This window comes from Burkholderia sp. AU38729 (genome assembly GCF_020419725.1).
In the GTDB taxonomy this organism is placed as follows: Bacteria; Pseudomonadota; Gammaproteobacteria; order Burkholderiales; family Burkholderiaceae; genus Burkholderia.
In genome coordinates this window covers 153,496-177,699 of record NZ_JAIZQO010000005.1, presented here as the reverse complement: position 1 = coordinate 177,699, position 24,204 = coordinate 153,496, and the positions used below count along the sequence as shown (strand labels likewise).

General features: G+C 66.4%; 23 protein-coding genes and 1 pseudogene. 3 read left to right on the top strand and 21 right to left on the bottom strand.

What is annotated here, in order from left to right; all coding sequences use genetic code 11:
* Positions 1-54 precede the first annotated feature (54 nt).
* Positions 55-948: an acetylglutamate kinase gene (locus LGM56_RS15350; RefSeq protein WP_226205471.1), complete on the top strand. Its 894-nt coding sequence runs from the start codon at positions 55-57 to the stop codon at positions 946-948.
* Positions 949-1,008: 60 nt separating this feature from the next.
* Here the strand turns inward: LGM56_RS15350 and LGM56_RS15345 are convergent, their stop codons facing one another.
* The 15 genes from LGM56_RS15345 to fabI all read right to left on the bottom strand — a co-directional run bounded on the left by LGM56_RS15345 (position 1,009) and on the right by fabI (position 16,645).
* A complete protein-coding gene (locus LGM56_RS15345) occupies positions 1,009-3,009 on the bottom strand; it encodes a family 2A encapsulin nanocompartment cargo protein cysteine desulfurase (protein ID WP_226205469.1) in 2,001 nt (666 codons plus the stop codon).
* Positions 2,984-3,916 (bottom strand): family 2A encapsulin nanocompartment shell protein, encoded by a 933-nt coding sequence (locus LGM56_RS15340; RefSeq protein ID WP_006479760.1) that lies wholly within the window; start codon positions 3,914-3,916, stop codon positions 2,984-2,986. The genes LGM56_RS15345 and LGM56_RS15340 overlap by 26 nt, the downstream gene beginning before the upstream one ends.
* A gap of 138 nt (positions 3,917-4,054) precedes the next feature.
* On the bottom strand, positions 4,055-4,276 hold the full coding sequence (locus tag LGM56_RS15335; RefSeq protein WP_006484517.1) for a helix-turn-helix domain-containing protein: 222 nt from the start codon (positions 4,274-4,276) through the stop codon (positions 4,055-4,057).
* An 8-nt stretch (positions 4,277-4,284) separates the two neighbouring features.
* Positions 4,285-5,223 (bottom strand): serine O-acetyltransferase EpsC, encoded by a 939-nt coding sequence (epsC, locus tag LGM56_RS15330; RefSeq protein ID WP_089497715.1) that lies wholly within the window; start codon positions 5,221-5,223, stop codon positions 4,285-4,287.
* Positions 5,224-5,251: 28 nt separating this feature from the next.
* Positions 5,252-5,722, bottom strand: coding sequence for a rhodanese-like domain-containing protein (locus LGM56_RS15325; RefSeq protein WP_226205467.1), 471 nt, complete (start codon positions 5,720-5,722; stop codon positions 5,252-5,254).
* 423 nt (positions 5,723-6,145) lie between these two features.
* The gene (locus LGM56_RS15320; protein ID WP_226205466.1) at positions 6,146-7,546 is read right to left on the bottom strand and encodes an amidase family protein; all 1,401 of its coding nucleotides are present in this window, start codon (positions 7,544-7,546) and stop codon (positions 6,146-6,148) included.
* 76 nt (positions 7,547-7,622) lie between these two features.
* Entirely contained in the window at positions 7,623-8,414 is a 792-nt protein-coding gene (locus LGM56_RS15315) for an alpha/beta fold hydrolase (protein WP_226205464.1), read from the bottom strand.
* A gap of 84 nt (positions 8,415-8,498) precedes the next feature.
* The gene (locus LGM56_RS15310; RefSeq protein ID WP_089497719.1) at positions 8,499-8,843 is read right to left on the bottom strand and encodes a DUF4148 domain-containing protein; all 345 of its coding nucleotides are present in this window, start codon (positions 8,841-8,843) and stop codon (positions 8,499-8,501) included.
* A gap of 302 nt (positions 8,844-9,145) precedes the next feature.
* A complete protein-coding gene (locus LGM56_RS15305; RefSeq protein WP_089497720.1) occupies positions 9,146-9,688 on the bottom strand; it encodes a cytochrome P460 family protein in 543 nt (180 codons plus the stop codon).
* Positions 9,688-10,731, bottom strand: coding sequence for an alpha/beta fold hydrolase (locus LGM56_RS15300; protein ID WP_089497721.1), 1,044 nt, complete (start codon positions 10,729-10,731; stop codon positions 9,688-9,690). The genes LGM56_RS15305 and LGM56_RS15300 overlap by 1 nt, the downstream gene beginning before the upstream one ends.
* Positions 10,732-11,001: 270 nt before the next feature.
* Complete coding sequence (locus LGM56_RS15295) at positions 11,002-11,256, bottom strand: hypothetical protein (RefSeq protein ID WP_089428318.1); 255 nt, start codon at positions 11,254-11,256, stop codon at positions 11,002-11,004.
* A 28-nt stretch (positions 11,257-11,284) separates the two neighbouring features.
* Positions 11,285-12,463, bottom strand: a complete 1,179-nt coding sequence (locus tag LGM56_RS15290) for an acetate/propionate family kinase (protein ID WP_226205462.1) — start codon at positions 12,461-12,463, stop codon at positions 11,285-11,287.
* A 4-nt stretch (positions 12,464-12,467) separates the two neighbouring features.
* Positions 12,468-13,406, bottom strand: a complete 939-nt coding sequence (locus LGM56_RS15285) for a phosphate acetyltransferase (protein WP_226205460.1) — start codon at positions 13,404-13,406, stop codon at positions 12,468-12,470.
* 19 nt (positions 13,407-13,425) lie between these two features.
* Positions 13,426-15,774 (bottom strand): DUF3141 domain-containing protein, encoded by a 2,349-nt coding sequence (locus tag LGM56_RS15280; protein WP_226205458.1) that lies wholly within the window; start codon positions 15,772-15,774, stop codon positions 13,426-13,428.
* A gap of 61 nt (positions 15,775-15,835) precedes the next feature.
* Positions 15,836-16,645, bottom strand: a complete 810-nt coding sequence (gene fabI, locus LGM56_RS15275) for an enoyl-ACP reductase FabI (protein ID WP_413226778.1) — start codon at positions 16,643-16,645, stop codon at positions 15,836-15,838.
* A gap of 425 nt (positions 16,646-17,070) precedes the next feature.
* Here fabI and LGM56_RS15270 point away from each other — a divergent pair, with 425 nt between their 5' ends.
* On the top strand, positions 17,071-17,577 hold the full coding sequence (locus tag LGM56_RS15270) for an RICIN domain-containing protein (RefSeq protein ID WP_226205456.1): 507 nt from the start codon (positions 17,071-17,073) through the stop codon (positions 17,575-17,577).
* Between the two features lie 186 nt (positions 17,578-17,763).
* Here LGM56_RS15270 and LGM56_RS15265 read toward each other — a convergent pair whose 3' ends face one another.
* From LGM56_RS15265 to LGM56_RS15250, 4 genes and pseudogenes are all read right to left on the bottom strand, one after another.
* Positions 17,764-19,041: an epoxide hydrolase family protein gene (locus LGM56_RS15265; RefSeq protein ID WP_089497727.1), complete on the bottom strand. Its 1,278-nt coding sequence runs from the start codon at positions 19,039-19,041 to the stop codon at positions 17,764-17,766.
* Between the two features lie 221 nt (positions 19,042-19,262).
* Positions 19,263-20,107 (bottom strand): annotated as a pseudogene (locus LGM56_RS15260) (GSU2403 family nucleotidyltransferase fold protein).
* Positions 20,104-21,264: a helix-turn-helix domain-containing protein gene (locus LGM56_RS15255; protein ID WP_089497729.1), complete on the bottom strand. Its 1,161-nt coding sequence runs from the start codon at positions 21,262-21,264 to the stop codon at positions 20,104-20,106. Before LGM56_RS15255 ends, LGM56_RS15260 begins: the two are co-directional and overlap by 4 nt.
* Before the next feature lie 306 nt (positions 21,265-21,570).
* Positions 21,571-22,275, bottom strand: coding sequence for an SDR family oxidoreductase (locus tag LGM56_RS15250; protein ID WP_089498189.1), 705 nt, complete (start codon positions 22,273-22,275; stop codon positions 21,571-21,573).
* A gap of 134 nt (positions 22,276-22,409) precedes the next feature.
* Between LGM56_RS15250 and gcvA the strand changes: the two genes are divergently transcribed.
* On the top strand, positions 22,410-23,303 hold the full coding sequence (gcvA, locus tag LGM56_RS15245) for a transcriptional regulator GcvA (protein ID WP_089497730.1): 894 nt from the start codon (positions 22,410-22,412) through the stop codon (positions 23,301-23,303).
* Between the two features lie 16 nt (positions 23,304-23,319).
* Here gcvA and LGM56_RS15240 read toward each other — a convergent pair whose 3' ends face one another.
* A complete protein-coding gene (locus LGM56_RS15240) occupies positions 23,320-23,916 on the bottom strand; it encodes a pyridoxamine 5'-phosphate oxidase family protein (RefSeq protein WP_089497731.1) in 597 nt (198 codons plus the stop codon).
* A gap of 95 nt (positions 23,917-24,011) precedes the next feature.
* Complete coding sequence (locus tag LGM56_RS15235; RefSeq protein ID WP_089443292.1) at positions 24,012-24,203, bottom strand: hypothetical protein; 192 nt, start codon at positions 24,201-24,203, stop codon at positions 24,012-24,014.
* Position 24,204: the final 1 nt, after the last annotated feature.

Genomic DNA, 24,204 nt, shown 5'->3' with positions numbered 1-24,204 from the left:
AATTGATGCCGCACCCTGCGGCGACAAGCACTCCCTTCATCCATTCGAATTCTCATGTTCCCAGACCCTGAAAGTCCCACCCTGACGTCGCGCCGCGTAGCCGGCCTGGCGCGCTCGCTGCCGTTCATGCAGGCCCTGCACGGGCAGACCGTCGTCATCGTCGATGGCGGCGCCGCGAGCGATGCACGCGCCCGCCAGGCGTTCGCGCAGGATGTCGCGCTGCTCGCCCTCACCGGCGTTCGCCCGATCGTCGTCCAGGGCGTGCCGGCCGCGGCCGGCACGCAATCGATCCACGCCGTTCACGCGGCGATGGCGGGCGTCAATCATGAACTGGTGCGCCTGATCGGCAGTCACGGCGCCAAGGCAATCGGCATCGACGGTCACGACGGCGGCCTGCTGGTGGCGAGCGCCGATGCCGACCGCACCGACGCGAGCGCGGTCGCACGGTTCGACGGCACCGCGCTGAACGCGTTTCTCGAGAACGGGCTGGTGCCCGTCGTGATGCCGGTCGCCCCGGACGGCGCTGGCCACGATCACCTGCTGCGCGCGGAACGGCTCGGCAGCCTCTTCGCGCAGCGCACGGGCGCCGTCACGCTGGTGATGATGGTCGACGGTGCGCTGCTGCGCGAACTTGGCGAACTCGCGGGGCTCTATGGCATCACGGAACTCGAACAGTGGCTGGCCGAGCACCCGGCCGCCACGGCGGCGCCCTGCGTGCGAGACGCGCTCGATGCGCTTGCGCACGGCGTGCAGAACGTCCATCTCGCCGATATCGGGCAACCCGAATCGCTGATCGACGAACTGTTGACGGAAGAAGGGTCGGGGGTCGTGTTCTGCCGGCGCGGCAACACCGACCTGCTGTCGGAAACCCGCCGCTACTTCGCGGATTCGGCGAGCGTGCTGCGCGACGGCTTCAACGTCGAGCAGAAGCAGGTCGTGCGGTTCTGACTTTCTTGTAGCGATAAAACGCTTGCGGCGACCCACCCGGGCCGCCGCAAGCGAATGGCGTCAGCGCCGCGTCGCAAGCCGCCGCACGACGCTCACCAGCGTATCGACTTCGTCGCACGTGTTGTAGAACGCGAGCGACGGCCGCACCGTGGCCTCGAGCCCGAACCGCCGCAGGATCGGCTGCGCGCAGTGATGCCCCGAGCGCACCGCGATGCCCTCTTCGTTCAGCGCCTGCCCGACTTCCTCGGTCTCATAGCCCTTCAGCACGAACGACAGCACGCTCGCCTTGTCGCGGGCCGTGCCGACGAGCCGCACGCCCGGCACCGGCGCGAGCACGCTCGTTGCATACGCAAGCAGGTCGTGCTCGTAGCGCGCGATGTTCTCGATGCCGACCCGGTTCACGTAGTCGAGCGCGGCGCCCAGCCCCACCGCATCCGCGATGTTGCCGGTGCCGGCCTCGAACCGGTTCGGCGGCGGCTGGAACACCGTGCGCTCGAACGTCACGTCCGCGATCATGTTGCCGCCGCCCTGCCACGGCGGCATGTCGTCGAGGATCGCGCGCTTGCCGTACACGACGCCGATCCCGGTCGGCCCGTAGATCTTGTGCCCGGAGAACACGAAGAAATCCGCATCGAGCGCCTGCACGTCCACGCGCATGTGCGAGATCGACTGCGCGCCGTCGACGAGCGCCTTCGCACCCGCACGATGCGCGAGCTCGACGATCTCCTTCACCGGCACGACCGTGCCGAGCGCGTTCGACACCTGCGTGACGGACACGATCTTCGTGCGGTCGTTGAGCAGCTTCCGGTATTCGTCGAGCAGCACCTGCCCCGAATCGTCGACCGGAATCACGCGCAGCTTCGCGCCCTTGAGCGCGGCAAGCTGCTGCCACGGCACGATGTTCGCGTGGTGCTCGAGATTCGACACGATGATCTCGTCGCCTTCGCCGACGTTCTGCACGCCCCACGACTTCGCGATCAGGTTGATCGCCTCGGTCGTGCCGCGCACGAACACGATTTCATCGGGCGACGAGGCACCGATGAAGCGCTGCACCGTTTCCCGCGCATGCTCGTACGCGTCCGTCGCACGGCCGGCCAACGCATGCGCCGCGCGGTGGATGTTCGAGTTCTCGTGCGCGTAGAAATACGCGAGGCGGTCGATCACGGCCTGCGGCTTGTGCGTCGTCGCCGCGTTGTCGAACCACACGAGCTGCTTGCCGTTCACGCGCTCCTGCAGGATCGGGAAATCGCGGCGGATCGCGTTCACGTCGAACGGCGGATGCGCGCCGCGATACAGCTGGCCTTGCGGCTCGGCTGCGTGCGCATCGTCGATGAAGTAACGCGGCACGTCGGCGCCCGATGCACGCGACACCGGCACGTCGCGATGCACGGCGAGCAGTGCGCGCAGCGCGTCGTCGCCCGGCAGCCCGAACGCTTCCGGCGAAGCAAGACCGTTCGACGGCACGACGATGTCCTGCGGCGTCGCCTGCCAGCCCTGCAGCGAACCGTCGGTGAAGTAGTACGGCGAGGCCTTCGCCGCGCCTTCCGATACCGGCGCATTCACTTGCGGCACGCCGAGCGCCGCGCCGCCGACGCGCGGTTCGAGCGCGGGCGCGATCGACACGACGTTGTCGGGCAACCCGTTCTGCGCGGCCGCATGCGGCGCGAGCGCGGGTGCGCGGTTGCCGAGCGACAGCACGTGCGTCGGCGCGGACGGCGCGAGGTTCGCACCGGGCACCTTCCCTTGCGGGAGCGCGAGACCCGGCACGCCGGTGCCTGCGCCACCCGGCCCCGCGAGCGGCGAGCCGCCCGGTACCGGGTTGCTCACCGATGCCAGGATCGGCGCGGCGGCCGGCAGGGCGGACGGCACGCCGCCCACCGCACCGCTGCCCGCCGACAGCCCGGGCGCGGTGACCTGCCCGGGCGGCGTCGCGAAGAACTCGGACGCGAGCCGCGCGAGCGTCGCCGGATCGGGCAAGCCGGCCGGCAGCGGCGCGTGCGGCAGCGCGTGCGCGTCGCCGCCGGCCAGGCCGGGATTAACGGTAGGTGTCGGGATAGTCATGGAACTTGGCGATTTCGACGTCATCGAGGACAGCCAGCGCATCCGGCGAATGGACCGCGAGCGAGCAATACAGCGAGATCAGGTACGACGCGATCGCCTGGTTGTTGATCCCCATGAAGCGCACCGACAGGCCCGGGCCCTGCTCGCCCGCGACGCCCGGCTGATACAGGCCGACCACACCCTGGCGCTTGTCGCCGACGCGCAGCAGCAGGATCTTGGTCTTGCCGTCCGCGACCGGCACCTTGTCCGACGGAATCAGCGGAATGCCGCGCCACGTGAGGAACTGCGAACCGAACAGGCTGACCGTCGGCGGCGGCACGCCGCGCCGCGTGCATTCGCGGCCGAACGCGGCGATCGCGAGCGGGTGCGTGAGGAAGAACGCGGGTTCCTTCCACACCTTGGTCAGCAGCTCGTCGAGATCGTCCGGCGTCGGCGCGCCCGTCAGCGGGAAGATCCGCTGCTCGTCGGTCACGTTGGCCAGCAGCCCGTAGTCGGGATTGTTGATCAGCTGGCTTTCCTGCAGTTCCTTGATCGTCTCGATCGTCAGGCGCAGCTGTTCCTTGATCTGGTCGTGAGGACTGCTGTAAAGATCGGAGATCCGCGTATGCACGTCGAGCACCGTGCTCACCGCGTTCAGGAAATACTCGCGCGGCTGTTCCTCGTACGGCACGAAGGTCTGCGGCAGCACGCTTTCGTCCTCGAGCTGCGTGCACGCGGCGCGCACGGCTTCCGGGTTCTTCACCTGGTTCAGCCGATAGATGCCGGCCTCGACCGGCACCCATTGCAGCAGGTGGGTCAGCCAGCGCGGCGTGATCGTGGAAAGCTGGGGGACGGTCTTGGTAGCGTTCGCTAGTTGGCGGGCGGCGTGATCGCTCAGCGCGGCCGTGCCGCTTGCAACGGTCGACATGTGTGGCTCCGGGTTCTTTAGATGAAAAACGGGATTGCTTATGACGCTCGGTGATTATCGGAAGCACGCACCTGCCGGCTCAACATGCTATAGCCGTCAGGTCGCGTGCAACCGAAAGGGAAATGAAACGAGGCAGCCTCAGGTGACGTACGCGCCCGGCAGCAGTGTCGAGATCGACACGTCGAATGCGCGCGCGATCTTGTCGGCGGTGACGATCGACGCGATCGCCTCGCCGCGCTCGATCTCGCCGACATACGAGCGGTTCAGCCCCGCATGCTCGGCCAGTTGCTCCTGCGACCACGTGCGCGCCTCGCGCAGCTTGCGCACGGTGGCGCCGAAGTGATGGATGAGGTCGCTCATCGCGCCTCCTAGGCGACGCGCGCCGCCGCGCGCGGCGCGGCGTTCGCTTCGCTGCGCAGCACGGCCTGCGTGACGTTTTCGCCGGGCAACACGTCCTGCGTGAGCCATACGTTGCCGCCGATCACCGCGCCGCGTCCGATCGTCACGCGGCCAAGGATCGTTGCGCCCGCATAGATCACCACGTCGTCCTCGACGATCGGATGGCGGGCATGCCCCTTCTCCAGATGGCCGTCAGCATCGCGCGGAAAGCGCTTCGCGCCGAGCGTGACGGCCTGGTACACGCGCACGCGCTCACCGATGATCGCCGTCTCGCCGATCACGACACCCGTGCCGTGGTCGATGAAGAAGCCCGCGCCGATGCGCGCGCCCGGATGAATGTCGATGCCCGTTTCCGCGTGCGCCTGCTCGGCGATGATCCGTGCGAGCAGCGGCAGCCCGAGCCCGTACAGCTCGTGCGCGAGCCGGTGGTGAATCATCGCGAGGATGCCCGGGTAGCACAGCAGCACCTCGTCGACGCTGCCGGCGGCCGGATCGCCATGGAACGCGGCCAGCACGTCGCTGTCGAGCAGCCGGCGAATCTCGGGCAAGCGCGCGGCGAATGCCTGCACGGCCGCCGACGCCACTTCATCGACGTTGTCGACCGGCCCGTCGGCATTGCGCTGTCGCGCCGCATAGCGCAATTCCAGCTTCACCTGCGCGAGCAGCGCATTCAGCGCGGCGTCGAGTGCATGGGCCACGTGGAAGTTCTCGCTCTCCTGGCGCAGGTCGGGCGGCCCGAGCCGCATCGGGAACAGCACGCCCTTCAGCGCGCCGATGATCTGCGCGAGCGCCTCGCGCGCCGGCAGGTCGCGCCCGCCCGGTTCCAGCGAGCGCCGCTGCTTCTCGCGCCATGCGCGGCGCACGGTCTGCAGCGATTGAACGATGTCGTCGATGTCGAATGCGGCCATGCTGCTTTCTCCCTGTAACGGCCGTGAATCAGTCCTGCGCCCACGGCAGGCCGCGGAAACGCCAGCCATTGCTGCCGCCGCGCTGCTGCCGCTCGTCGAGGTCGCCCTCGAACCCTTCGAGCACGTTGAATACCTGCGTAAAGCCGCCCTTCGTCGCCGCCTCGGCCGCCTGCGCCGAGCGGTTGCCGCTGCGGCACAGCAACAGCACGACGGCCTCCTTGCCGGTCTTCGCTTCCAGTTCGCGCACGAAGCGCGGGTTGCGTGTCAGGCTCGTGCCCGTCGCCCACGGCACGTGCAGCGATTCCGGCACGTGGCCGACGAATTTCCGTTCCTCGGCAGTGCGTACGTCCACCAGCAATGCGTCGCCGGCGGTGAACAGCGCCCACGCCACTTCCGGCGCGACGCCGCCCGCATAGGGCGTGCCGGCCGCCGTAGCCGCCGCGCGCGCGCCTTCGAGCGCCTGCTGCGCAGCGGTTCGTTCTTCCAATGCAACCGTCATGACACTTCCTTGTTTTCGTTGATTCGTATGATCAAAGACACCGGGAATGCGGCCGTTGCAGCTTGCGTGCTGTCTATAGCCGTCAGCGCCACTATGCGATTGCGGCCGGGCAAGCTGAACCAATAAAAATTCATTTCCTAATCAGCGGCACGGGGAATGCAATAGCAGACGTGCGCTATCGGGGCGGGTTCATCGGCGAGCAGGACGGGAAGCATGGTGACCGTTCGATGTCACGCATCGAAGGATTTTGAAAGGGTTCGCGGAAGACGATCAACGCGGCGTGCCGCGCGTTGCAATGGAATCCGAAATGGCATGCATGCACGCGCGCGCATGCAGGGACAGCGGGTGACATCCTGTTGGCTGGCGGAATGCATCGGTGCGACGCCGGACGCGGCATCGCCGATGCACTCACGCTTCAACGCGTCACACCACGGGGTCGACCGGCGCGACCGGCACGCCGCGCGCTTCGATATCGCGCCCCGCGAGCAGGCACAGATCCTCGCGATGATGCGCGGCAACCACCTGCACGCCGACCGGCACGCCATTCACGAGCGCCGTCGTCACGGCCAACCCCGGCAGCCCCATCGCCGGCAACGCGCGCAACGTGAGCTGCGCCTCCCACACGCGATCGAACCCGTCCTGCCCCTGGCGGTCGAGATCGTCCGGGAACGGCAGTTCCGACGACACCGGCAGCAGCAGCACCGCGTACTCGTCGAGAAACAGCCGCCACTGACGCGTCAGCGTCGTGCGCCGGACGAGCGCGCGGCTGATCACGTCGGCCGGCAGGTCGCGCACCTTGCCGCGCACGGCCTCGACCACGGCAGCCGCCCCCGGATCGCCGTCGTTCACGACCGCGTTCATCAAAGCGTCGAATCCGTCACCGAGCCAGAGCTGCTCCTGCAACAGTGCCGCCTCGCGCATCGGCGGCGTGTCGTCGATCTCGTCGACGGTCCAGCCAGCATCGATCAACCGCCGCGCGGCATCGCGCAATGCAGCCTCGACCTCGGGCACGACCTGCAACCCACCCGGCCGCACGCACAGTGCCGCGCGCTTCGGCACCTCGCGCCCGTCGAACGGCACCGCCACGTGCCACGGATCGCGCGGGTCCGGTACGGCGAACGCACGCAACGCGAGCGCGAGATCGCCGATCGTGCGTGCAATCGGCCCCGCCGTCGACATCAGCTGCGCGCCGATCGCCCGCTCGGGCGACGACGCGTTGAACGCCGGCACGCGACCGAGCGACGGACGAATGCCATGCACGCCACAGGCGTAGGCCGGGTAACGCACCGAGCCGCCGATGTCGGTGCCGACGGCAAGCGGGCCGATCCCGGCGGCCACGGCTGCCGCCGCACCGCCGCTCGATCCGCCCGGCGTCAGCGACGGGTTGCGCGGATTGCGCGTGCGGCCATGCACGAGATTCGACGTGAACCAGCGCAACGCGAACGTCGGCGAATTGGTGCGGCCGAGCAGGATTGCGCCGGCCTTCCGGATGTTGCCGACCACCGGGCTGTCGGCGTGCGCGATCAGGTTCTCCTGCAGGCGCGTGCCGTTGGTCGTCGCGAATTCCGCCTGGTCGACGTTGATCTTCACGGTGACGGGCACGCCCGCGAGCGGCCCCGGATCGTCGCCGCGCGCGATTGCGCGATCGACTTCGTCGGCTTGCCGCCGGACATCGTCGGGCCGGTGCTCGATCACCGCGTTGATCGCCGGATTCACCGCCTCGAGACGGTCGAGCACCGCATCCGCCACTTCTCGCGCGGACACGTCACGATGCCGCACGCGCTTCGCGAGTTCGGTTGCGGGCAGTTGCCAGAGTTCCGTCATGACTTCTCCTTGTGGAAGGACATCACACTCACTCATGGCGCCGCACTTTCCTGCGAAAGCGCGGCGCCGCGTTCACTCACTGCTGATCCTGCTTCGCGCGTTCGGCCGCCGCGATGATCGCGTCGGCCACGGCCTTCGGCTGGCTCAGCATCGCCACATGGCTGCCGTTCACGCGCGTGACCGTCGCGCCGATCCGCTTCGCCATCGCTTCCTGCAGCGTCGGGTCGATCATCTTGTCCTGCGTCGCGACGACGAACGTCGACGGCTTCGCATGCCACGCGGCCTGCGTGACCTTCTCCGAGAGGCAACCGCCATACCACGGCCCCTGGGTCGCCGCAACGATGCGCTGCTGCGCGGGCGGCAGGTCGGGGGCGAAATCCTGCGCGATCGCCTTGTCCGACAGCGTGGCGAAACCGCCCGCGTCCTTGCGCAGCTCACCGGCCCACGCAGGGGCCGGCAGCCCCTGCGTGACGTCGGCGATCGACTGGCCGTTGTCGGGCGCGAACGCGGCGACGTACACGAGCGACTTCACCTTGTCGTCGTTGCCCGCCTCGCTGATCACGACGCCGGCCCACGAATGGCCGACCAGCACGACCGGCCCCTTCTGCGCGTCGACCGTGCGCTTCGTCGCGGCCGCATCGTCGACGAGCGAACTCAGCGGATTCTGCACCGACACCACGTGCAGCCCGCGCGCCTCGAGCAGCGGAATCACGCGGTTCCAGCTCGACCCGTCGGCGAACGCGCCGTGCACGAGCACGACGTTCGTCCCCTTCAGATCTTCTTTCGGCGCGGCCTGCGCCGCCACCGCACCGAACAGTCCGCCGATCACCGCGGCGGATACCAGAACGCGTTTCATCGAACCGGCCATCGTCATGCTCCTTGCTCTGTTGTGTTTTTCACATGTAGTGCTGCAGGGGTGGCCGCGCCCGCCTGAGGCAAGCGCGGCAGCCAATCACGAATGGGCGTACAGGTCGTCGGCGGCATTCCGTGCGGAGCGCGACTGGGACGCGTCGTGATGGCCGGCCGGCGTCGACGCATCGGCCACATTGTCGCCTTGCGACTTCGACGGGCCGTTCTGGTCGGAACGCGCGACCTGCTGCGCGGCGACGGCGTCCTCCGCGGCCGCGATATCGTTCGGGTAGTTCGCTTCGCTGCCGGCCGGGCGGTAGCCGGCCTTCTCCAGGCGGACGAGATCGGCGCGCACGTCGGCGCGCGTGAGGCCGTGGCCGGTATCGGCGAACGACAGGGCGGGGATGGCAGCGAGGACGGCAACGGCGAGGAGTCGAGCGGCTTTCATGAGGGTTCTCCTTGAGAGAGGTAGGTCAGTCGATCATTCGGCATCCGATCCAGTTCGTCTGGCATCGAACGTTTCCTGCATGTCGACAGTAGAACCCGCGCACGTATCTGCGATGTTTCCGAAACCGGGGCTTTCTGCATGCCAGTTTTTCAGGAACGGCCGCAGATACAGTGCGATACAAACCGGGCTGCCGCATCGTTCACTGGCCCGTCTGCCGACGCGATCCCCCCAAGCCCACTCACCATGAAAAAAGGCGTGCCATACACGGCACGCCTTCGGTCGAATCCATCAAACCACGCACGTCACGGCGCAAGCCGCGTGAACACGTAGTCGTGGTTCTTCACACGCGCCTGGTGGCACGCAAAGCACGTCTGATGCTGGCCGATATCGGCCGGTACGCCGTTGATGAAGCGTCCGAAACCCCAGCCGCCCGTCGATGCATAGCGGCGCGAGTCCTTCACCATCACCTGCACGGTCGTCGCCTGGCCCGGCACCGTGGCACTCGGGAGCTCGTCGGACTGCTTGCGCTTGTACGCGAGCTTCACGAGGATCGTGCCGTCCGGGAACGGCAGCGTCGCCTGTTCGAGCGCACGGATCGCGACGGGGTTGCCGAGCACCACACGGAGTTCATCGAGTGGCGCGGCTTCCTCGGCCGGCGCGACCATTTCCCACTTCCGGTAGCCGGGCGGGATCGTCACGCCATAGATCGGCGAAGCGGCGGCGGCCGGCTTCGGCTGCTCCGCGAATGCGGCCGGACCGCTGGCCGACCACGCGCCGGCCAGCAGCACGCCCGCGACGACCGTGCGTCGCATGATGCGGCGCATCACACCCACCCGCGCCCGCATCACAGATGCTCCACTTGCAGGATCGCATCGGCGAACGCCTGCGGCGCTTCCTGCGGCAGGTTGTGGCCGATGCCGCCGGTGATCGTGCGGTGCTGGTACTTGCCGGTGAACTTCTTCGCGTAGGCGGCCGGCGCGGGATGCGGCGCGCCGTTCGCGTCGCCTTCCATCGTGATCGTCGGCACGGTGATCGCCGGCCCGGCCGCGAGGCGGCGCTCGATGTCGTCGTACTGCGCTTCGCCCTTCGCGAGCCCGAGGCGCCAGCGATAGTTGTGAATCACGACGGCGACGTGATCGGGGTTCTGGAACGACGCGGCCGTGCGCGCAAAGGTTTCGTCGGAGAACTGCCATTTCGGCGACGCGAGCTGCCAGATCAGCTTGTTGAACGCATCGCGGTTCTGCGTGTAGCCGAGTTCGCCGCGCTCGGTCGTGAAATAGAACTGATACCACCACTGGAGCTCGGCCTGCGGCGGCAGCGGCGCGGCGTTCGCCGCCTGGCTGCCGATCAGGTAGCCGCTCACCGACACCAGCGCCTTCACGCGCTGCGGCCACAGCGCCGCGATCACGTCGGCCGTGCGTGCGCCCCAGTCGTAGCCGCCGAACACCGCGCGGTCGATCTTCAGCGCATCCATCAGCGCGACGATGTCGACGGCCGTCACGGCCTGCTGGCCGTTGCGCACCGTGTCGGCCGAACGGAACGTCGTCGACCCGTAGCCGCGCAGGTACGGCACGATCACGCGATAGCCGGCCGCGACGAGCAGCGGCGCGACTTCCGCGTAGCTGTAGATGTCGTACGGCCAGCCGTGCAGCAGGAACACGACCGGGCCGTTCTTCGGCCCGAGGTCCGCATACCCGACGTTGAGCACGCCCGCGTCGATCTGGTGAATCGTGCCCAGCGACGCGACGCCGGCCGTGCGCTTGGCCGGCGCTGCATCGGGCGCCGACTGCGCATGCGCGAGGGCGCTGAAGCCGAGGTCGGCGAGGCTCAGGCTTGCGAGCGTCGTACCGAGGATCAGGCGGCGGCGGGTGTTCACGGTTTCAGGCATGACTCGTTCTCCAGTGTCGATCGCTAAGGAAGGGGGACCACGGCGCGCAGGGGCGCTCGGGAATCCGCGTTCGCGGCGGCGGCGCTGGCACTGCGCTGCCGTGTGAATCGCTTCACCGGATTTATATCCGATCCATCCTCAGGCTTTGTATCCCAACGTATCTGTGCGCGAACACGACACACGGCGATTCAAAAATCGTGCTGGAGAGGCGTGTTGACAGGGGAATCAGCCCGCATTCCCCCCTTCAACCATGCTGACATGAGAAGCCGCTCACACCTTCCGATCCGGCAGGATATGCGCACGGATCGACCGTCCCCGCCACGACAGGTGATCGATCCGTGCGCGCAACGTGTAGAGCGCCACCGACGACAGCGTACTGAACCTGAGCAGCGCGATCGGGTTACCGATCCCGGCCGGCACCCGCTCGATCGAATCGAACAGCGGGAATCCATACCGGGTCAGGAACGCGCCGACCTCGTCGTCGCGTGCGTGTTCTTCGACATTGACCAGCAACAGTTCGGCCATGACGGCTCCTTGCTTGATTCGACCGCCGTCACCGGATCAGCCGGCGCGTATGGTGCGCGATCATCAGTTCTTCGTTGGTCGGGATCACCCACGCCGACACGCGGCTCGACGCCGTCGTGAGCAGCGGCCCGCCGGCATGGTTCGCGTCGACGTCGATCTCGACGCCGAGCCAGGCCGCACGGCGCATCACGCCTTCGCGAATCGCCGCCGCGTGCTCGCCGATCCCCGCCGTGAAGACGATCGCGTCGATGCCTTCCATGGCGGCGGCGAGCGATCCGAGTTCGCGCGCAATGCGGGTGATATACAGTTCGATCGCGAAGCGCGCATGCGGATCGTCGCTCGCGAGCAGCGTGCGCATGTCGCTCGAGATACCGGACACCCCGAGCAACCCGGAGCGCCGATAGATCAGATCCTCGACGGCGCGCACGTCCATCCCGAGTTCGTCCATCAGGAAGAGCACGACGCCCGGGTCCAGGTTGCCGCAGCGCGTGCCCATCGGCAGCCCGTCGACGGCGGTGAACCCCATCGTGCTCGCGACGCTCTTGCCCGCCACGAGCGCGCACATGCTCGCGCCGTTGCCAAGGTGGGCGACGACCGTACGCCCGCGCGCCGCCTGTGGCGCAACGTCGGGCAGCACGCTCGCGATGTACTCGTACGAGAGCCCGTGGAAGCCGTAGCGGCGAACGCCCCGACTGGTGATCGACTCGGGCAGCGCGAACGCCTGGGTCACCGCGGGCTGCGTGCGGTGGAATGCCGTGTCGAAGCAGGCCACTTGCTCGATGCCGGGCTGCACCGTTTCGAGGATGCGAATCGGCGTCAGGTTGTGCGGTTGATGCAACGGCGCGAGCGGCGTGAGCTTGTCCAGCTCGGCCACGATCTCGGGCGTGACGCGCACCGGGCCGCTGAAGCGTTGCCCGCCATGCACGACGCGATGGCCCACCGCCGCGAGACGGTGTCCTTCCTGGTGAGCCTCCAGGAATGCGGCGATCTGCTCGAGCCCTTCGTGATGGCCGAACGTCTCGCCGCCGGCCCATTGCTGCTCGTGATGCTCCCCGTGATGGTCGACGGCGCTGAAGTGCGCGTTGGCCGTGTAAAGCCCATCGACCTGACCGTGCACGATCAGCCCGAGCGTGTCGCCCTGCACGTCGAATGCGGAAAACTTGATGCTCGACGAGCCCGCATTCAACACCAGAATCACGTCTGCCATGGCATCACCCCGCGTGCGTGGCCGCTTCACGCTGCCCATTCGCGACGAGCATCGCGACCGCGCATGAAGCCAGCCGGGTGATCAGCGAATCGGCGCGACTCGTCAGGATGATCGGCACGCGCGCGCCGAGCACGATCCCGGCGGCGTCCGCGCCGGCCAGGAACGACAGGCTCTTGGCGAGCATGTTGCCTGCTTCGAGGTTGGGCACCATCAGCACGTTCGCGTGCCCGGCCACCGGCGAATCGATCTGCTTGATGCGCGCGGCCTCGGGATCGATCGCGTTGTCGAGCGCAAGCGGGCCGTCGACGAGCGCGCCGGTAATCTGCCGCCGGTCCACCATCTTGCACAGCGCGGCGGCTTCGAGCGTCGACGGCACTTTCGGGTTGACCGTCTCCATCGCCGACAGGATCGCCACGCGCACCTGCGGAAAGTCCAGCGCATGCGCAAGATCGATCGCGTTCTGCAGGATGTCGACCTTGTCCTCGAGCGTCGGCGCGATATTGATCGCCGCGTCGGTCACGATCAGCGGATCGGCATGCGCGGGCACGTCCATGACGAAGCAATGGCTGATACGCCGGCCGGTGCGCAATCCGGCATCGTGACGCACCACTTCGGCCATGAGCTCGTCGGTATGCAGGCTGCCCTTCATCAGCGCAGCCGCCCGCCCGTCGCGGACGAGCCGCACCGCCGCCGCTGCCGACGCCTCGCTGTACGGCGCATCGACGATCTCGTGATCGATGATCGACAGCCCGCACGCCGCGGCGGTCGCTTCGATCCGGGCCCTCGGGCCGACCAGGATCGGCGCGATCAGCCCCTTGCGCGCCGCCTCCAGCGCCCCCTCGAGCGAGCTTCGATCGCACGGGTGCGCGACGGCCGTCGGCATCGGCGCCAGCGTCCGGCAGTGTTCGATGAGGCGGAGATATTTCTCGTGTCTGTTATCCATCGTGGTTCCTAGCTGTCCGTCACTGCACACGTTCGAGGGCCGCCACCGGCCCCTTGGCCGGCCGCTTCGCGGGCGACGCGCCCAGCACCGCGCGGATGCGTTGCAGGGCCGCCCACTGCTGCTCGCTCACCGACGCGCTCTGCACGCGCGGATCGCCCAGCAACTTGTCCAGCAACGTCAGCAGCCGCTGGCGATCCTCCGGCCGGGCCAGCAGCGCCGGCAGCGTGGCAACGGCCTGCTGCGGCGCGTAGGTCGCGATGATTTCCTGCTCGCCATAGATGCGCCGCCATTGGTCGGGCGGCAGGTCCGGCAGATACTCGGCGTAGGTTTCGGCGAGTTCACGCTCGGTCGCCAGCTGCGCCAGCGGAAACGGCTCGCCGCTGCGTTCGAGCAGAAACGCTGCGCGCGCAACCGCTTCGGTGTAGCCGCCCCGATCGATCGACGCGAGCGCGTCCTTCACGAACGGCAGGTCGCGCGGGTTCGTCGTGACCGGCGAAGCGGCATGATGGTCGCGATACTGTTCCGCGAAATGAAGCATGAACGGCTGCGTGTACAGCGTGAAGAACAGCGACTCGGTGCCGGCATCGCGCATCGCGCGGAAAAAATCGAGCGATGCGCTGACGACGTCCGAGCCACGGCGTTCGAGCTTGCGCCACGGTTCGATATCGTCGGCCGGCTGGCGATACGCGTTGACCGTGTCGGCAGCCGGCTTCAGCCAGCCAAGCCATGGGTTCAGGTCCGAAAACGCCCAGCGCTGAAAGCGCAGCGGATGAAAATCGCGCAACACGCGCGCCGTGGTTTCGTTCGAGGCCTGCTGCACGAACGGCTGCAGGAACAGTTCATAGGCGCGCTGCGTGAATTCGGACAGCTCGGCGACCGCCTCGAACGCATGCTCGTCCTTGCGCCCGAAGCGGTTGAAGTGTTGCGCGATCTCTTCGAGACGATGCTCGGCGAACGTGACCTCGTAAGCGACCTTCCCGACGGCGCCTTTCACCTCCTCGATCGACATCGCATAGAGGCCGGGCGGCAGCGTTTCGACGGCATCCAGCACGCTGACGATCTGTGCGTGCTCCTTCTTCGCAACCTTGCCCGACACGAAGATGCCCAGATGCCCGACATCCTCCTCCATCAAGCCGATGATCACCTGCCCGCGCGACTTGATCTCCTCCGTGCTGCCGTAGATGTCCGCGACCCAGTTGAACGCCTGCTGCGGCGGCGTGATGTTGTCGCCCATCGACGCGAACAGGATGATCGGCGAGCGGATCTCGCGCAGGTCGAACGCCTTGCCCGCCCCGTCGCGCACCTCGCCGGACCAGAGCTTGTTGCCGATGAACAGGTTGCGCGTGATCCATTCGATCTCCTCGCGGTTCATCAGGTAGTAGCCGCCCCACCAGCGCTCGAACTCGAGGAAGCGCGGCGGCTCGGTGTCGATGTTGTCGTACACGTGGTAATACTTGTCCCATAACGTGTTCGCCGGATTCAGGTTCTCGAAGTTCTGCACGAGATATGCGCCGTCGAACTTGCCGTTGCCGAGGTCCGACGAAAACGACGCGAGCCAGGTGCCGCCGAGCAGGCCGCCGGCATAGCGCATCGGATTGTCGCCGGGCCCGTCGCTCCACGCGCCGCTCCAGTACGACATCGGGGCGCCGTTGATGACGATCGGGCCCGTATCGTCCGCCGACGAGCTCGCGAGCATCATCGCGGCCCAGCCGCCCTGGCAGTTGCCGACGATGGCCGGCTTGAGGCTGTCCGGATGCAGCTCGCGCACCTTCCGGACGAACGCCTGTTCCGCCGCGCACACGTCGAGCAGCGTCTGGCCAGGCTCGGGCTCCTGGAAGAACACGACGAAGTACACCGGATGTCCCGCGCGCAACGCCACGCCGACCTGCGAATCGTCCTTGAAGCCGCCGATGCCGGGGCCGTGCCCCGCGCGCGGATCGATGATCAGGTAGGGCCGCTTGGCGGCGTCGACTTTCACGCCGTCCGGCGCCTGGATGTGAACGAGCGCGTAATTGACGGGCCGCTCGAACTGCCGGCCGTCGAGCACCACGTCGTAGTCGAAATGCAGCACCGGCTTGAGCCCCTGGGCCGTGCGCTCGACGTATTGCGTGCCGCGCTCGCGCAGCGTGTCCCAGAACAGCAGCGAGCGCTGGACGGCGTCGACCGCGTAGTGCCATGCGCTCAACGGCGAAAGCGCTGTGGCGAAGGGCGCGGCGCCCGGATCGTGGCTGAGGCTATCGCCGCCGTCGAATGCTTCGCTCAACCGCTTTCCATACTGTTCCAGCGCGTGCTGCGTGCGCTTTTGCAGGACGTGGACAATTTCCGCGGCGATCTCATGACTGCGCGCCAGTTGCGTGGCAGCATCCATAACACTGTTCTCCAGAGGGGCAAGGTGAATCCCGACGCATTCCGGGAGCGGCCGTCTCGCGTCAGCCGAGCACGTGCATCCCCGCGTCGACGTAGTGAACGCCGCCGGTCATCGCGCGTGCGGCATCGCTGGCAAGAAAGGTGCATAGCGCGCCGACGTCGTCGATGTCGAACGGCCGGCGCAATGGCGCACGCCGTGCGGTGTCGTCGAGCAGATGATCGAAGTTCGGCAACCCGGAGGCCGCCCGCGTGGGCAACGCACCGGGCGACACCGCATGCACGCGGATGCCTGCCGGCCCCAGCTCGACGGCCAGATAGCGAACGCTGGCTTCCAGCGCCGCCTTGACCGGCCCCATCACGCCGTATTCGGCGATGACCTGGTCGGCGCCGATATAGGTCATCGCCAGCAGGCTGCCGCCGGACGTCATCAACGGCTCGGCAAGTTTCGCCATCCTGATGAACGAGTGGCAGGAGGTATCCATCGCGAGTGCGAACCCTTCCGGCGAACTGTCGACGACCCGCCCGTGCAGGTCGGCCCTCGGTGCATAGGCGACGGCATGCAGCAGAAAATCGAGGCGGCCCCATTGCTCGCCGATCGTGTCGAACACGTCGCGCATCTGGTCGGTCCGGCCCACATCGAGCGGCATCGCGATCGCCGGCTTCAACTGCTCCAGCAGCGGCTCGACGTACGGCAACGCGCGGTCGGATTGCCAGGTCACGGCCAGCTCGGCCCCCGCTGCGTGAAAGGCGCGCGCACATCCCCAGGCGATGCTCTGCTCGTTCGCCAGGCCGACGACGATGCCCCTTTTGCCTTCAAGCGGCCGCATGCCATTGCCGGGCGCGCGCGACTCGCGCACGTCGTTATTCGTCATCGCGAAACCTCGGATCGTATTTTTGCATCGAACGAAACCGCGAAAGGGCCGAATTGCCTTTGTGCCGCGAATCATTGTATTGAGGGTTTCAAACTACCAGATCATTCACGCGATATATCTTTGATTTTTATCAAAATCGCTTTCAAATCAGATAATTACGATGGAATGTTTCGATCCGGAAGGATCGATTTCATCGATATGTCATTCAATCGTGTGCAATTCATCAGCCCAGCGGTGCAGGTCGCCCCGTTCCCGACACGATAGCGACCCTTCGTGTAATCGCATGTAATTGATTCAGCGATGCGACGGGCCTAATGTTTGTCCCAGGCAGAAGCCCATCATTAAACCTTGCCAATCAAGCGCCGACGATTTTTCGTCGAATATATGCCGATACATCGAGGGTCTTGTGCAAGGATGATTTCCACGTGAGGCTGCTGTCGGGAAAGAAGCGTTCATTTATCGACTCATCCAATTACCGCTCAGAGGAAAAAATGGCAAAAATTTATTACTCGGCCGACAACAGCTGGCTCATCGGCGTCACCGATCGCGTCAAAGGCAACCGGTTGGTGCTCCTTCCCACCAGTGCGGACAACCTGTATACCGAGTGGGACTTCCAACCGGATGGCGGAATCACGCTGCACAGCGACCCCACGCTCGCCATCGACTGCGGAACGGTATCCGCCGAGCAATACCTTACCCTGAACACCTACAAGAAAAACAACGCGTCGGCCTCTCAGCAATGGCAATTCGACCCGCAATCGGACGACGCGCAATCGGGCTACATCGAAAACGTGAGCAATTCGCAACTTGTTTTCGATCTCCAATGGAGAAACGTGACGAAGGGCACGTACATCTGGACCTTCACGGCCAACGCGTCGGATGCGGAGATCTGGAGCCCGGTACCGGTCCCGCAGGATTCGTTCAAGAAGTGACCTGACCCAGGCTTCGGTGGTGTGCCGATTGACTTGTTCGGCGCACCATCGTCACCGCCGGTGGGCACGACACATCGAACCGCAGGTAGCCGAGGTTGCCATCCGCGTGGGCGTGCTGAACCGCAAAACAGAAACAAACGCAGGCCGCATGACCGCGCCGGCCCGCGTTCGCCACTCCTTCTCCGCTTACACGCGCCGCAGCGGCCGGAACCCGGCACGCACTTCACGCGCAAACAGTTCCGGCTCCTCCCATGCCGCGAAATGCCCGCCCTTGTCGACTTCGTTGAAGTAGATCAGGTTGTGATAACTGCGCTCGGCCCAGCTGCGCGGCGCCTGGTAGATCTCGCCCGGAAACACCGTGATCGCCGCCGGCAGCGAGATGTCCACCGCGTTGAAGTTGTTCGAGTGATCCTCCCAGTAGATCTGCGCGGCGGACGTCGCTGTGTTCGTCAGCCAGTACAACGAAATGTCGTCGAGAATCTCGTCGCGCGGAATCGAGCGTTCGGGCACGCCGCCGCTGTACGTCCATTGCGAAATCTTGTCGTACATCCACGCAGCCTGCCCCGACGGTGAATCAGCCAGCGCATAGCCGACCGTCTGCGGGCGCGTGACCATCATCGCCGAGTAGCCGCAGTTGTCGCGATAGAACGTCGCGAGCTTCTCGTACGCGGCCTTCTCCTTCGGCGACAGCGAAGCCGGCGCGGGCGCATCGGTCGCGAGCAGCGTCGCGATATCCGGCGGCACCGTCGCCGGCATGTTCACGTGAATCCCGGCGAGGCCCTGCACGCGCTGCATCGCCATCCGGTGCGAGATCACCGAGCCGCAATCGCCGCCCTGCGACACGAAGCGCGTATAGCCAAGCCGCGCCATCAGCTCGCCCCATGCGCGCGCGATGTGGTCGGAACCCCAGCCGGTCTGCGTCGGACGGCCCGAGAAGCCGAAGCCCGGCAACGACGGCACGACGACGTGAAACGCATCGTCGGCGCTCGCGCCATGCGCGGTCGGATCGGTCAGCGGGCCGATCGCCTTCAGCAACTCGAAGATCGAGCCCGGCCAGCCGTGCGTCATGATCATCGGCATCGCGTTCTCGTGCCGCGAGCGCACGTGAATGAAATGAATGTCGAGCCCGTCGATTTCCGTGATGAACATCGGGAAGCCGTTCAGGCGCGCCTCGCCCTTGCGCCAGTCGTAGTCGGTGCCCCAGTAACGCAGCAACGCCTGCATGCGCGCGAGCCGCACGCCTTGCGATTCGTCGGCGACGGTCTCGCGACCCGGCCAGCGCGTCGCGGCGATGCGGCGGCGCAGGTCGGCCACGGCGTCATCGGGTATGTGCGCGGTGAACGGGCGTATGCCGGTCGCGCCGGTCGCCGCATGCAGCGCGGTGGGCAGCATCGCCGAGACCCCGGCGGCCACGGAGGTGGCCAGCAGGTGGCGACGCATCGGGGAAAACGGTGTGGAAGACATCGTTCGGCATCTCCTTTCGTGAAGTGGAAAGTGAACATGCCGCGCGCGGGAAACGCGCCTTCGCTTTCAATCCGGCGCGCCCGCGTCACGCGGCGTCGCCCATTTGAAAGGTCTGATGTATCCGGTATTTGTCTGATTTGTACGCGTTTGTAGCGGCTGGGAGGCGAGCGCCGTGTCAACGACGCGCCAGCATCGACTGCTCGGGCAAGTGCGCGTCAAAATCAGATGGCGTGACCGAAAAGTTCTTCGAATCCGTTCTGGCACAGCCTGAGCATGGTAACGGGTTCGATGTATCGATCGGATCGCGGAATGTCCGCCGCGGCCCGAATCGTATCGTTGACCTCCGTGAATAGCGCCTCCACACCCGTTTTGACCGACTTGCGCTGCGCATCCGTCAACGTGACTTCGAGGCTTTTCCAGATGGGCGCCAGGTCATCTCCGATCGCGACGCCGAAGATGTTCATCGTGTCGTGGATGTAGAGAACGTCCTGGGGACGCTTTTCCACGAACCGCTCCTCCCGGATCAGAAGCTTCTGGATCATGAAGCTCACCGGATTCGGAATGCGTAGATCACGCACTGACTCGCCCAGGCCAGACTCCGTTGCGGGAATCGTCACGATCCATGGCTCGTGCAGCAGTACTTCGAGATGCGGCAGCTTCTGTGCAACCACACCCGCCTTCGCTTCGGTTGCGTTCGGCTCCGTATCATTCGTGCCCTTGACGCGTCGCCTGGGGCTACCGACCAGCGGCGTCAGGAATTCCGCATAAAACCCATTGCCGCCCTCGCCCAGCGTGTATCGCATTGCAGGCGGCTTGAACCCGCCTGCGAAGTTCGGCTCTGCCTTGAAACCCGCCCCCCCAGCGCACTTTTGATATCCCCTTCGAGTACCGCCTGGTGTGCGTACGCAACATCGGCATCTTGCGTGAAGATCGGCTTGTGCTCGGGTTTGTAGGCGCGCGGCTCGTATTCGTAAAGCCGGAATGCCCAGCCCCCGATGAACACGATGTTGGAGCGCCACTGCTCGAGCGTTACTGCGAGCTTGCTGAATTCCGCGAGTTCGCTCATGCCCCTTCTCCTACTACCTTTGCAAGTACCCCATGCTCCAACTCGGCCGCCATTTCCGCGCCTCGCGCAGGATGCGCGGAAACGTCGAGCCATGTCTGGATGAGGTCCGTGACACGCACGCCTTTCCTGTCGACGCAACCACGCGTCAGCGATTGCGGAAAGCTCGGTTGCTGCAGGACAAGATCAGGACGCTCCCCCTCTTTCGCCAGTCGCAGAGGACGCCAGTTTTCGGCCTCTCGCAGGTTGTGAACCCAGACCGTTGGCGTCACGCCCTTCACATGCCCGAAACCCAGTGCCTCGGCCGCCGCGAAGTTGCCGAGAATGCCACCATGTCTTTGGAGGAGTCTGCGCAGTTGCACGTCGGGCGCTGCTTCCGAAAGAAACTTCATGGGAAGAGCCAGTGCAGGGGCCCGGTATTCCGCCTTCCAACGTCGCGCGAGTTTGCCTCGCTGTACGAGTTTCAGGAAAGGGCGCGTCTCGAGGAAACCCTCTTCGATCAGGCCGTTCACGAGCCGCGTGGCGGTCATGAGCGACACGCCGGCGGCGCGTGCGAGGTCGGTCGCCGAGCCATAGCGCATGTTCTCGGCGCCGAGCCACGGCTCGTCACCCTCGTCGGGATTCGACGTGAACGCAATGTCCGGCGCCAGCATGAGTTTGAGCATCCACTGCGCGAGGTCCGACAGCACCAGGCGCGGCCGCGTCCCGTCACTACTCCGGTAGAAGCTGGTCGGTGCGTCCGATGGCTTATCCAGTTCGAAACCCGGAAACCGGACATATCGCGTCCCGGCCATCGAGAGGACGGCAAAGGGTTCGGAATCTCCGTACTCGCGATGGAATTCGACCAGACGCCTGATGAGAGCGGGCGAAGCACTGCGGACCCAGATCAGAATGGCGGGACGCATTCCTTGCCGCTTCGCGTGCACACGCGCCTCGAGAAGCATCTGGGCAAACGCCGCCGTCACTCGGTCGGCTCGTCCATCGTTGAAGGCCTTGAGGGCCGCGAGAAAGGTGTGGCCACGATCGCTGCGCAGGAGGACGTCGCCGGCATGATCCTGCTCTCCCCTATCCATGACGTGCCATCCGTCTGCTTCCTCGAATAGCTTTCGGAAGGCCAGGAGCGCGTGACGCCCCGGCATTTCGTCTGAGATCGGATCCATTTCGGCCTCGCGCGGCTATGCGATATCACATGGCCGGATCATATCACATGGGCGTGTTACATCACTCGGCCATGTGATATAACACGCCCATGTTATGGCCATCCTGACATCGGCGCAAGGGCCGTCCGATCAGACGGCCACCCTGCAAATGGCCGCCGCCTCCATACGGGAAGACAAAATTCGACGCGTCTTACGCAGACGTCGAGACAGCGCGTTGACACCGCAAGCAAGCGCGCACGCCTCATACGTGCGCGAACCGACTCCCCGCCGGCGAGCGATCAGCCCGTGCAGCCGCCCGCCCGCCGCTCAGAGCGCCTTGACGATCGCGCCGTCGACGCGAATGTTCTGGCCGGTGATGTAGCCCGCGCCGTCCGACAGCAGGAACGCGACCGTCTTCGCGATCTCGCTGGTCTTGCCGAAGCGGCCGGCCGGAATGCGCGCGACGATCTCCGGCGTTTCCGGCCAGCTGTCGATGAAACCCGGCAGCACCGCGTTCATCCGGATGTTCTCGGCCGCATAGCGTTCCGCGTAAAGCCGCGTCCACGCGCTCAGCGCCGCGCGCAGCGCCGACGAAACCGGCATCGGCTGCTCGGGCGCATCCGCCGCGAAACTCGAGATGTTGACCACCGCGCCGCCGCCCTGCTGCTGGAAGATCGGCGTCACGCGGCGCATCACGCGCACCACGTTCAGCAGGATCAGGTCGAGCCCCGCGTGCCAGTTGTCGTCGGTGATCGCCAGCAGCTCGCCCTTCGGCGGGTGCCCGGTATTGTTCACGACCGCATCGATGCGACCGTAGCGCGCCACCGTTTCCTGCACGAGCCGGTCGATGTCGGCTTCTTCCGTCACCGAGCCCTGGATGCCGAACCCGCCCAGTTCCTCGCCCAGCGCCACCGCGCTGCCCGACGGCGACATCAGCGCGACGCGATAGCCCGTCGCCGCCAGTTCGCGCGCGATCGCCGCGCCCATACCCTTGCCTGCCGCCGTGATCAACGCTACTTTTTCTACAGTCACGATGTGCTCCTCGTTCGAATCCTGCCGCCGCGCAGCCGCCGTTCGGCCCGCCATGGTGGTAATGTAGGCGCATCCATCACGACTGTCGAACCAGTATTTCTGCCTCCAGCCGATAGTTTTTCTACAGCCTGACGATGCCGCCTCGCCCCTCCCGCCTGCCGCCGCTGAATGCGCTTCGTGCATTCGAAGTGTCCGCGCGGCACCTCAATTTCCGCGCCGCCGCCGACGAGATCGGCGTCACGCAGGGCGCTGTCGCGCAGCAGGTGCGCCACCTCGAGGACGTGCTCGGCCTGAAGCTGTTCGAACGCCTGCCGCGCGGCCTCGCGCTGACGCACGACGGCGCCGCGTATTTCTCCGACGTGCAGCGCGCGCTGCATGCGATCGCCGACGCGACCGACAAGCTCGTGAAGCGGCGCGCCGCGCTGACGATCAGCACGACGCCGTCGTTCGCGTCGAAATGGCTGATCCCGCGGCTCGCGCAGTTCACCGACGCGCATCCCGACTACGACGTGCGCGTGATCGCCGACCCGCAGATCGCGACGTTCCGCCACGACGGCGTGGATCTCGCGATCCGCTACGGCAAGCCGCCGTTCGGCAAGCATCTCGCCACGCATGCGCTGTTCCCGCTCGACGTGTGTGCCGTGTGCAGCCCCGCGCTGCTGGCCGCGCCCGCGTCGCCGCGCGCGCTCGCGGGCCACGTGCTGCTGCATGACGCGCACGACCTGTGGCCCGAGTTCCTCGCCGCGATGCCCGAGCCCGTCGACCTCGATCCGCACAAGGGGTTGCGCTTCAACCAGACGTCGCTCGCGATCGATGCGGCCGTCGCCGGCCAGGGCATCGCGCTCGCCACCGATCCGCTGGTCGAGCGCGACATCGCCGCGGGCCGGCTGTGCAAGCCGTTCGATTTCGCGTTTCCGCTGTCGGTGGGGTTCTATCTCGTGTATCCGGCCGAGCGGCGCGACGACGATGCGATCGTCGTGATGCGCGAATGGATGGCCGCGCAGGTGATGTCGGACAGGCGCCCTTGAGCGGGCGTCGGCCGCGTCAAGGCGCGACCCAGCGGCCTTCGTAGCCGCTTTCATGCAGGTCGAACACCGCGCGGCAATGGCCGGCGCGCGCGAGTTCGAGCCAGTCGATACGCGTCACGGTCACGTGGAGCAGGCAGAAGTTGTCGTAGCCGTCATCGGTCGATGCGGCACCCTGGCTCGCCGGGACATGCGCGGCTTCCGGCGACTCGACCGGCGTACCCGGCGGCAACGGTGCGCGATACAGCAGCAGCGTATGCGGACGGCTCGCTTGCCAGATCGCGCGCCGTTGCGCTTCGTCGTCGCAGATCGATGCCGCACCTTCCACGCGAATCTGCACGAGCGCATCGAGATCGCTGGCGACGAGCGCGATGCGCGGATCGCGGCGCAGCTCCGCGACCTTCTCCGAACGCGCATCGGTATGAAACGACAGCATGCGATCGGCGCGGCTCACCTGACGCAACACGATCGTGCGCACCTTCGGCGCGCCGTCGATGCCGAGCGTCGCGGCCTGCAGCATCGTGAACGGCGAGCGTTGCGCGCTCACGCCGGATTCGAGGCACGACCACAGGCGCTCGTAGGTTTGCGCGAGTGATTCGGAAGTGGCGTCAGGCATGACGAAGCGGCGATCGGGCGGGTGGCGATCGCGCCAGCTTAACCGTTTGCTGCGACGACGGCACGCGGGTGGCGCACCGGCCGTCGCCGCGCGGCTCAGTTGTAGCCGAGCACGACCGGTGCCGCGTCGCCGAGGTCGGCCGCCGGCTCCGCGCCGAAGCGGCCGAGCACGTCGGCCACATACTGCGGCCCGGCGCTGATCTGCGACGACCGGTGTGCGACCGGCCGGTTATCGCCCGCGCCCGGCGCGATGCTCATCGATACGGTGTCGTTGACGGTGATGTTCACG

Coding starts and splice junctions, on each gene's coding strand:
- LGM56_RS15345 (WP_226205469.1), bottom strand. CDS start 3,009: ATGACTATCCCGACACCTACCGTTAATCCCGGCCTGGCCGGCGGCGAC.
- LGM56_RS15335 (WP_006484517.1), bottom strand. CDS start 4,276: ATGAGCGACCTCATCCATCACTTCGGCGCCACCGTGCGCAAGCTGCGC.
- LGM56_RS15240 (WP_089497731.1), bottom strand. CDS start 23,916: ATGCCTGACGCCACTTCCGAATCACTCGCGCAAACCTACGAGCGCCTG.
- LGM56_RS15310 (WP_089497719.1), bottom strand. CDS start 8,843: ATGAAAGCCGCTCGACTCCTCGCCGTTGCCGTCCTCGCTGCCATCCCC.
- LGM56_RS15350 (WP_226205471.1), top strand. CDS start 55: ATGTTCCCAGACCCTGAAAGTCCCACCCTGACGTCGCGCCGCGTAGCC.
- LGM56_RS15290 (WP_226205462.1), bottom strand. CDS start 12,463: ATGGCAGACGTGATTCTGGTGTTGAATGCGGGCTCGTCGAGCATCAAG.
- LGM56_RS15295 (WP_089428318.1), bottom strand. CDS start 11,256: ATGGCCGAACTGTTGCTGGTCAATGTCGAAGAACACGCACGCGACGAC.
- LGM56_RS15285 (WP_226205460.1), bottom strand. CDS start 13,406: ATGGATAACAGACACGAGAAATATCTCCGCCTCATCGAACACTGCCGG.
- LGM56_RS15340 (WP_006479760.1), bottom strand. CDS start 3,916: ATGTCGACCGTTGCAAGCGGCACGGCCGCGCTGAGCGATCACGCCGCC.
- gcvA (WP_089497730.1), top strand. CDS start 22,410: ATGCCGCCTCGCCCCTCCCGCCTGCCGCCGCTGAATGCGCTTCGTGCA.
- LGM56_RS15305 (WP_089497720.1), bottom strand. CDS start 9,688: ATGCGGGCGCGGGTGGGTGTGATGCGCCGCATCATGCGACGCACGGTC.
- LGM56_RS15300 (WP_089497721.1), bottom strand. CDS start 10,731: ATGCCTGAAACCGTGAACACCCGCCGCCGCCTGATCCTCGGTACGACG.
- epsC (WP_089497715.1), bottom strand. CDS start 5,223: ATGGCCGCATTCGACATCGACGACATCGTTCAATCGCTGCAGACCGTG.
- LGM56_RS15255 (WP_089497729.1), bottom strand. CDS start 21,264: ATGGATCCGATCTCAGACGAAATGCCGGGGCGTCACGCGCTCCTGGCC.
- LGM56_RS15320 (WP_226205466.1), bottom strand. CDS start 7,546: ATGACGGAACTCTGGCAACTGCCCGCAACCGAACTCGCGAAGCGCGTG.
- LGM56_RS15280 (WP_226205458.1), bottom strand. CDS start 15,774: ATGGATGCTGCCACGCAACTGGCGCGCAGTCATGAGATCGCCGCGGAA.
- LGM56_RS15265 (WP_089497727.1), bottom strand. CDS start 19,041: ATGTCTTCCACACCGTTTTCCCCGATGCGTCGCCACCTGCTGGCCACC.
- fabI (WP_413226778.1), bottom strand. CDS start 16,645: ATGACGAATAACGACGTGCGCGAGTCGCGCGCGCCCGGCAATGGCATG.
- LGM56_RS15315 (WP_226205464.1), bottom strand. CDS start 8,414: ATGGCCGGTTCGATGAAACGCGTTCTGGTATCCGCCGCGGTGATCGGC.
- LGM56_RS15325 (WP_226205467.1), bottom strand. CDS start 5,722: ATGACGGTTGCATTGGAAGAACGAACCGCTGCGCAGCAGGCGCTCGAA.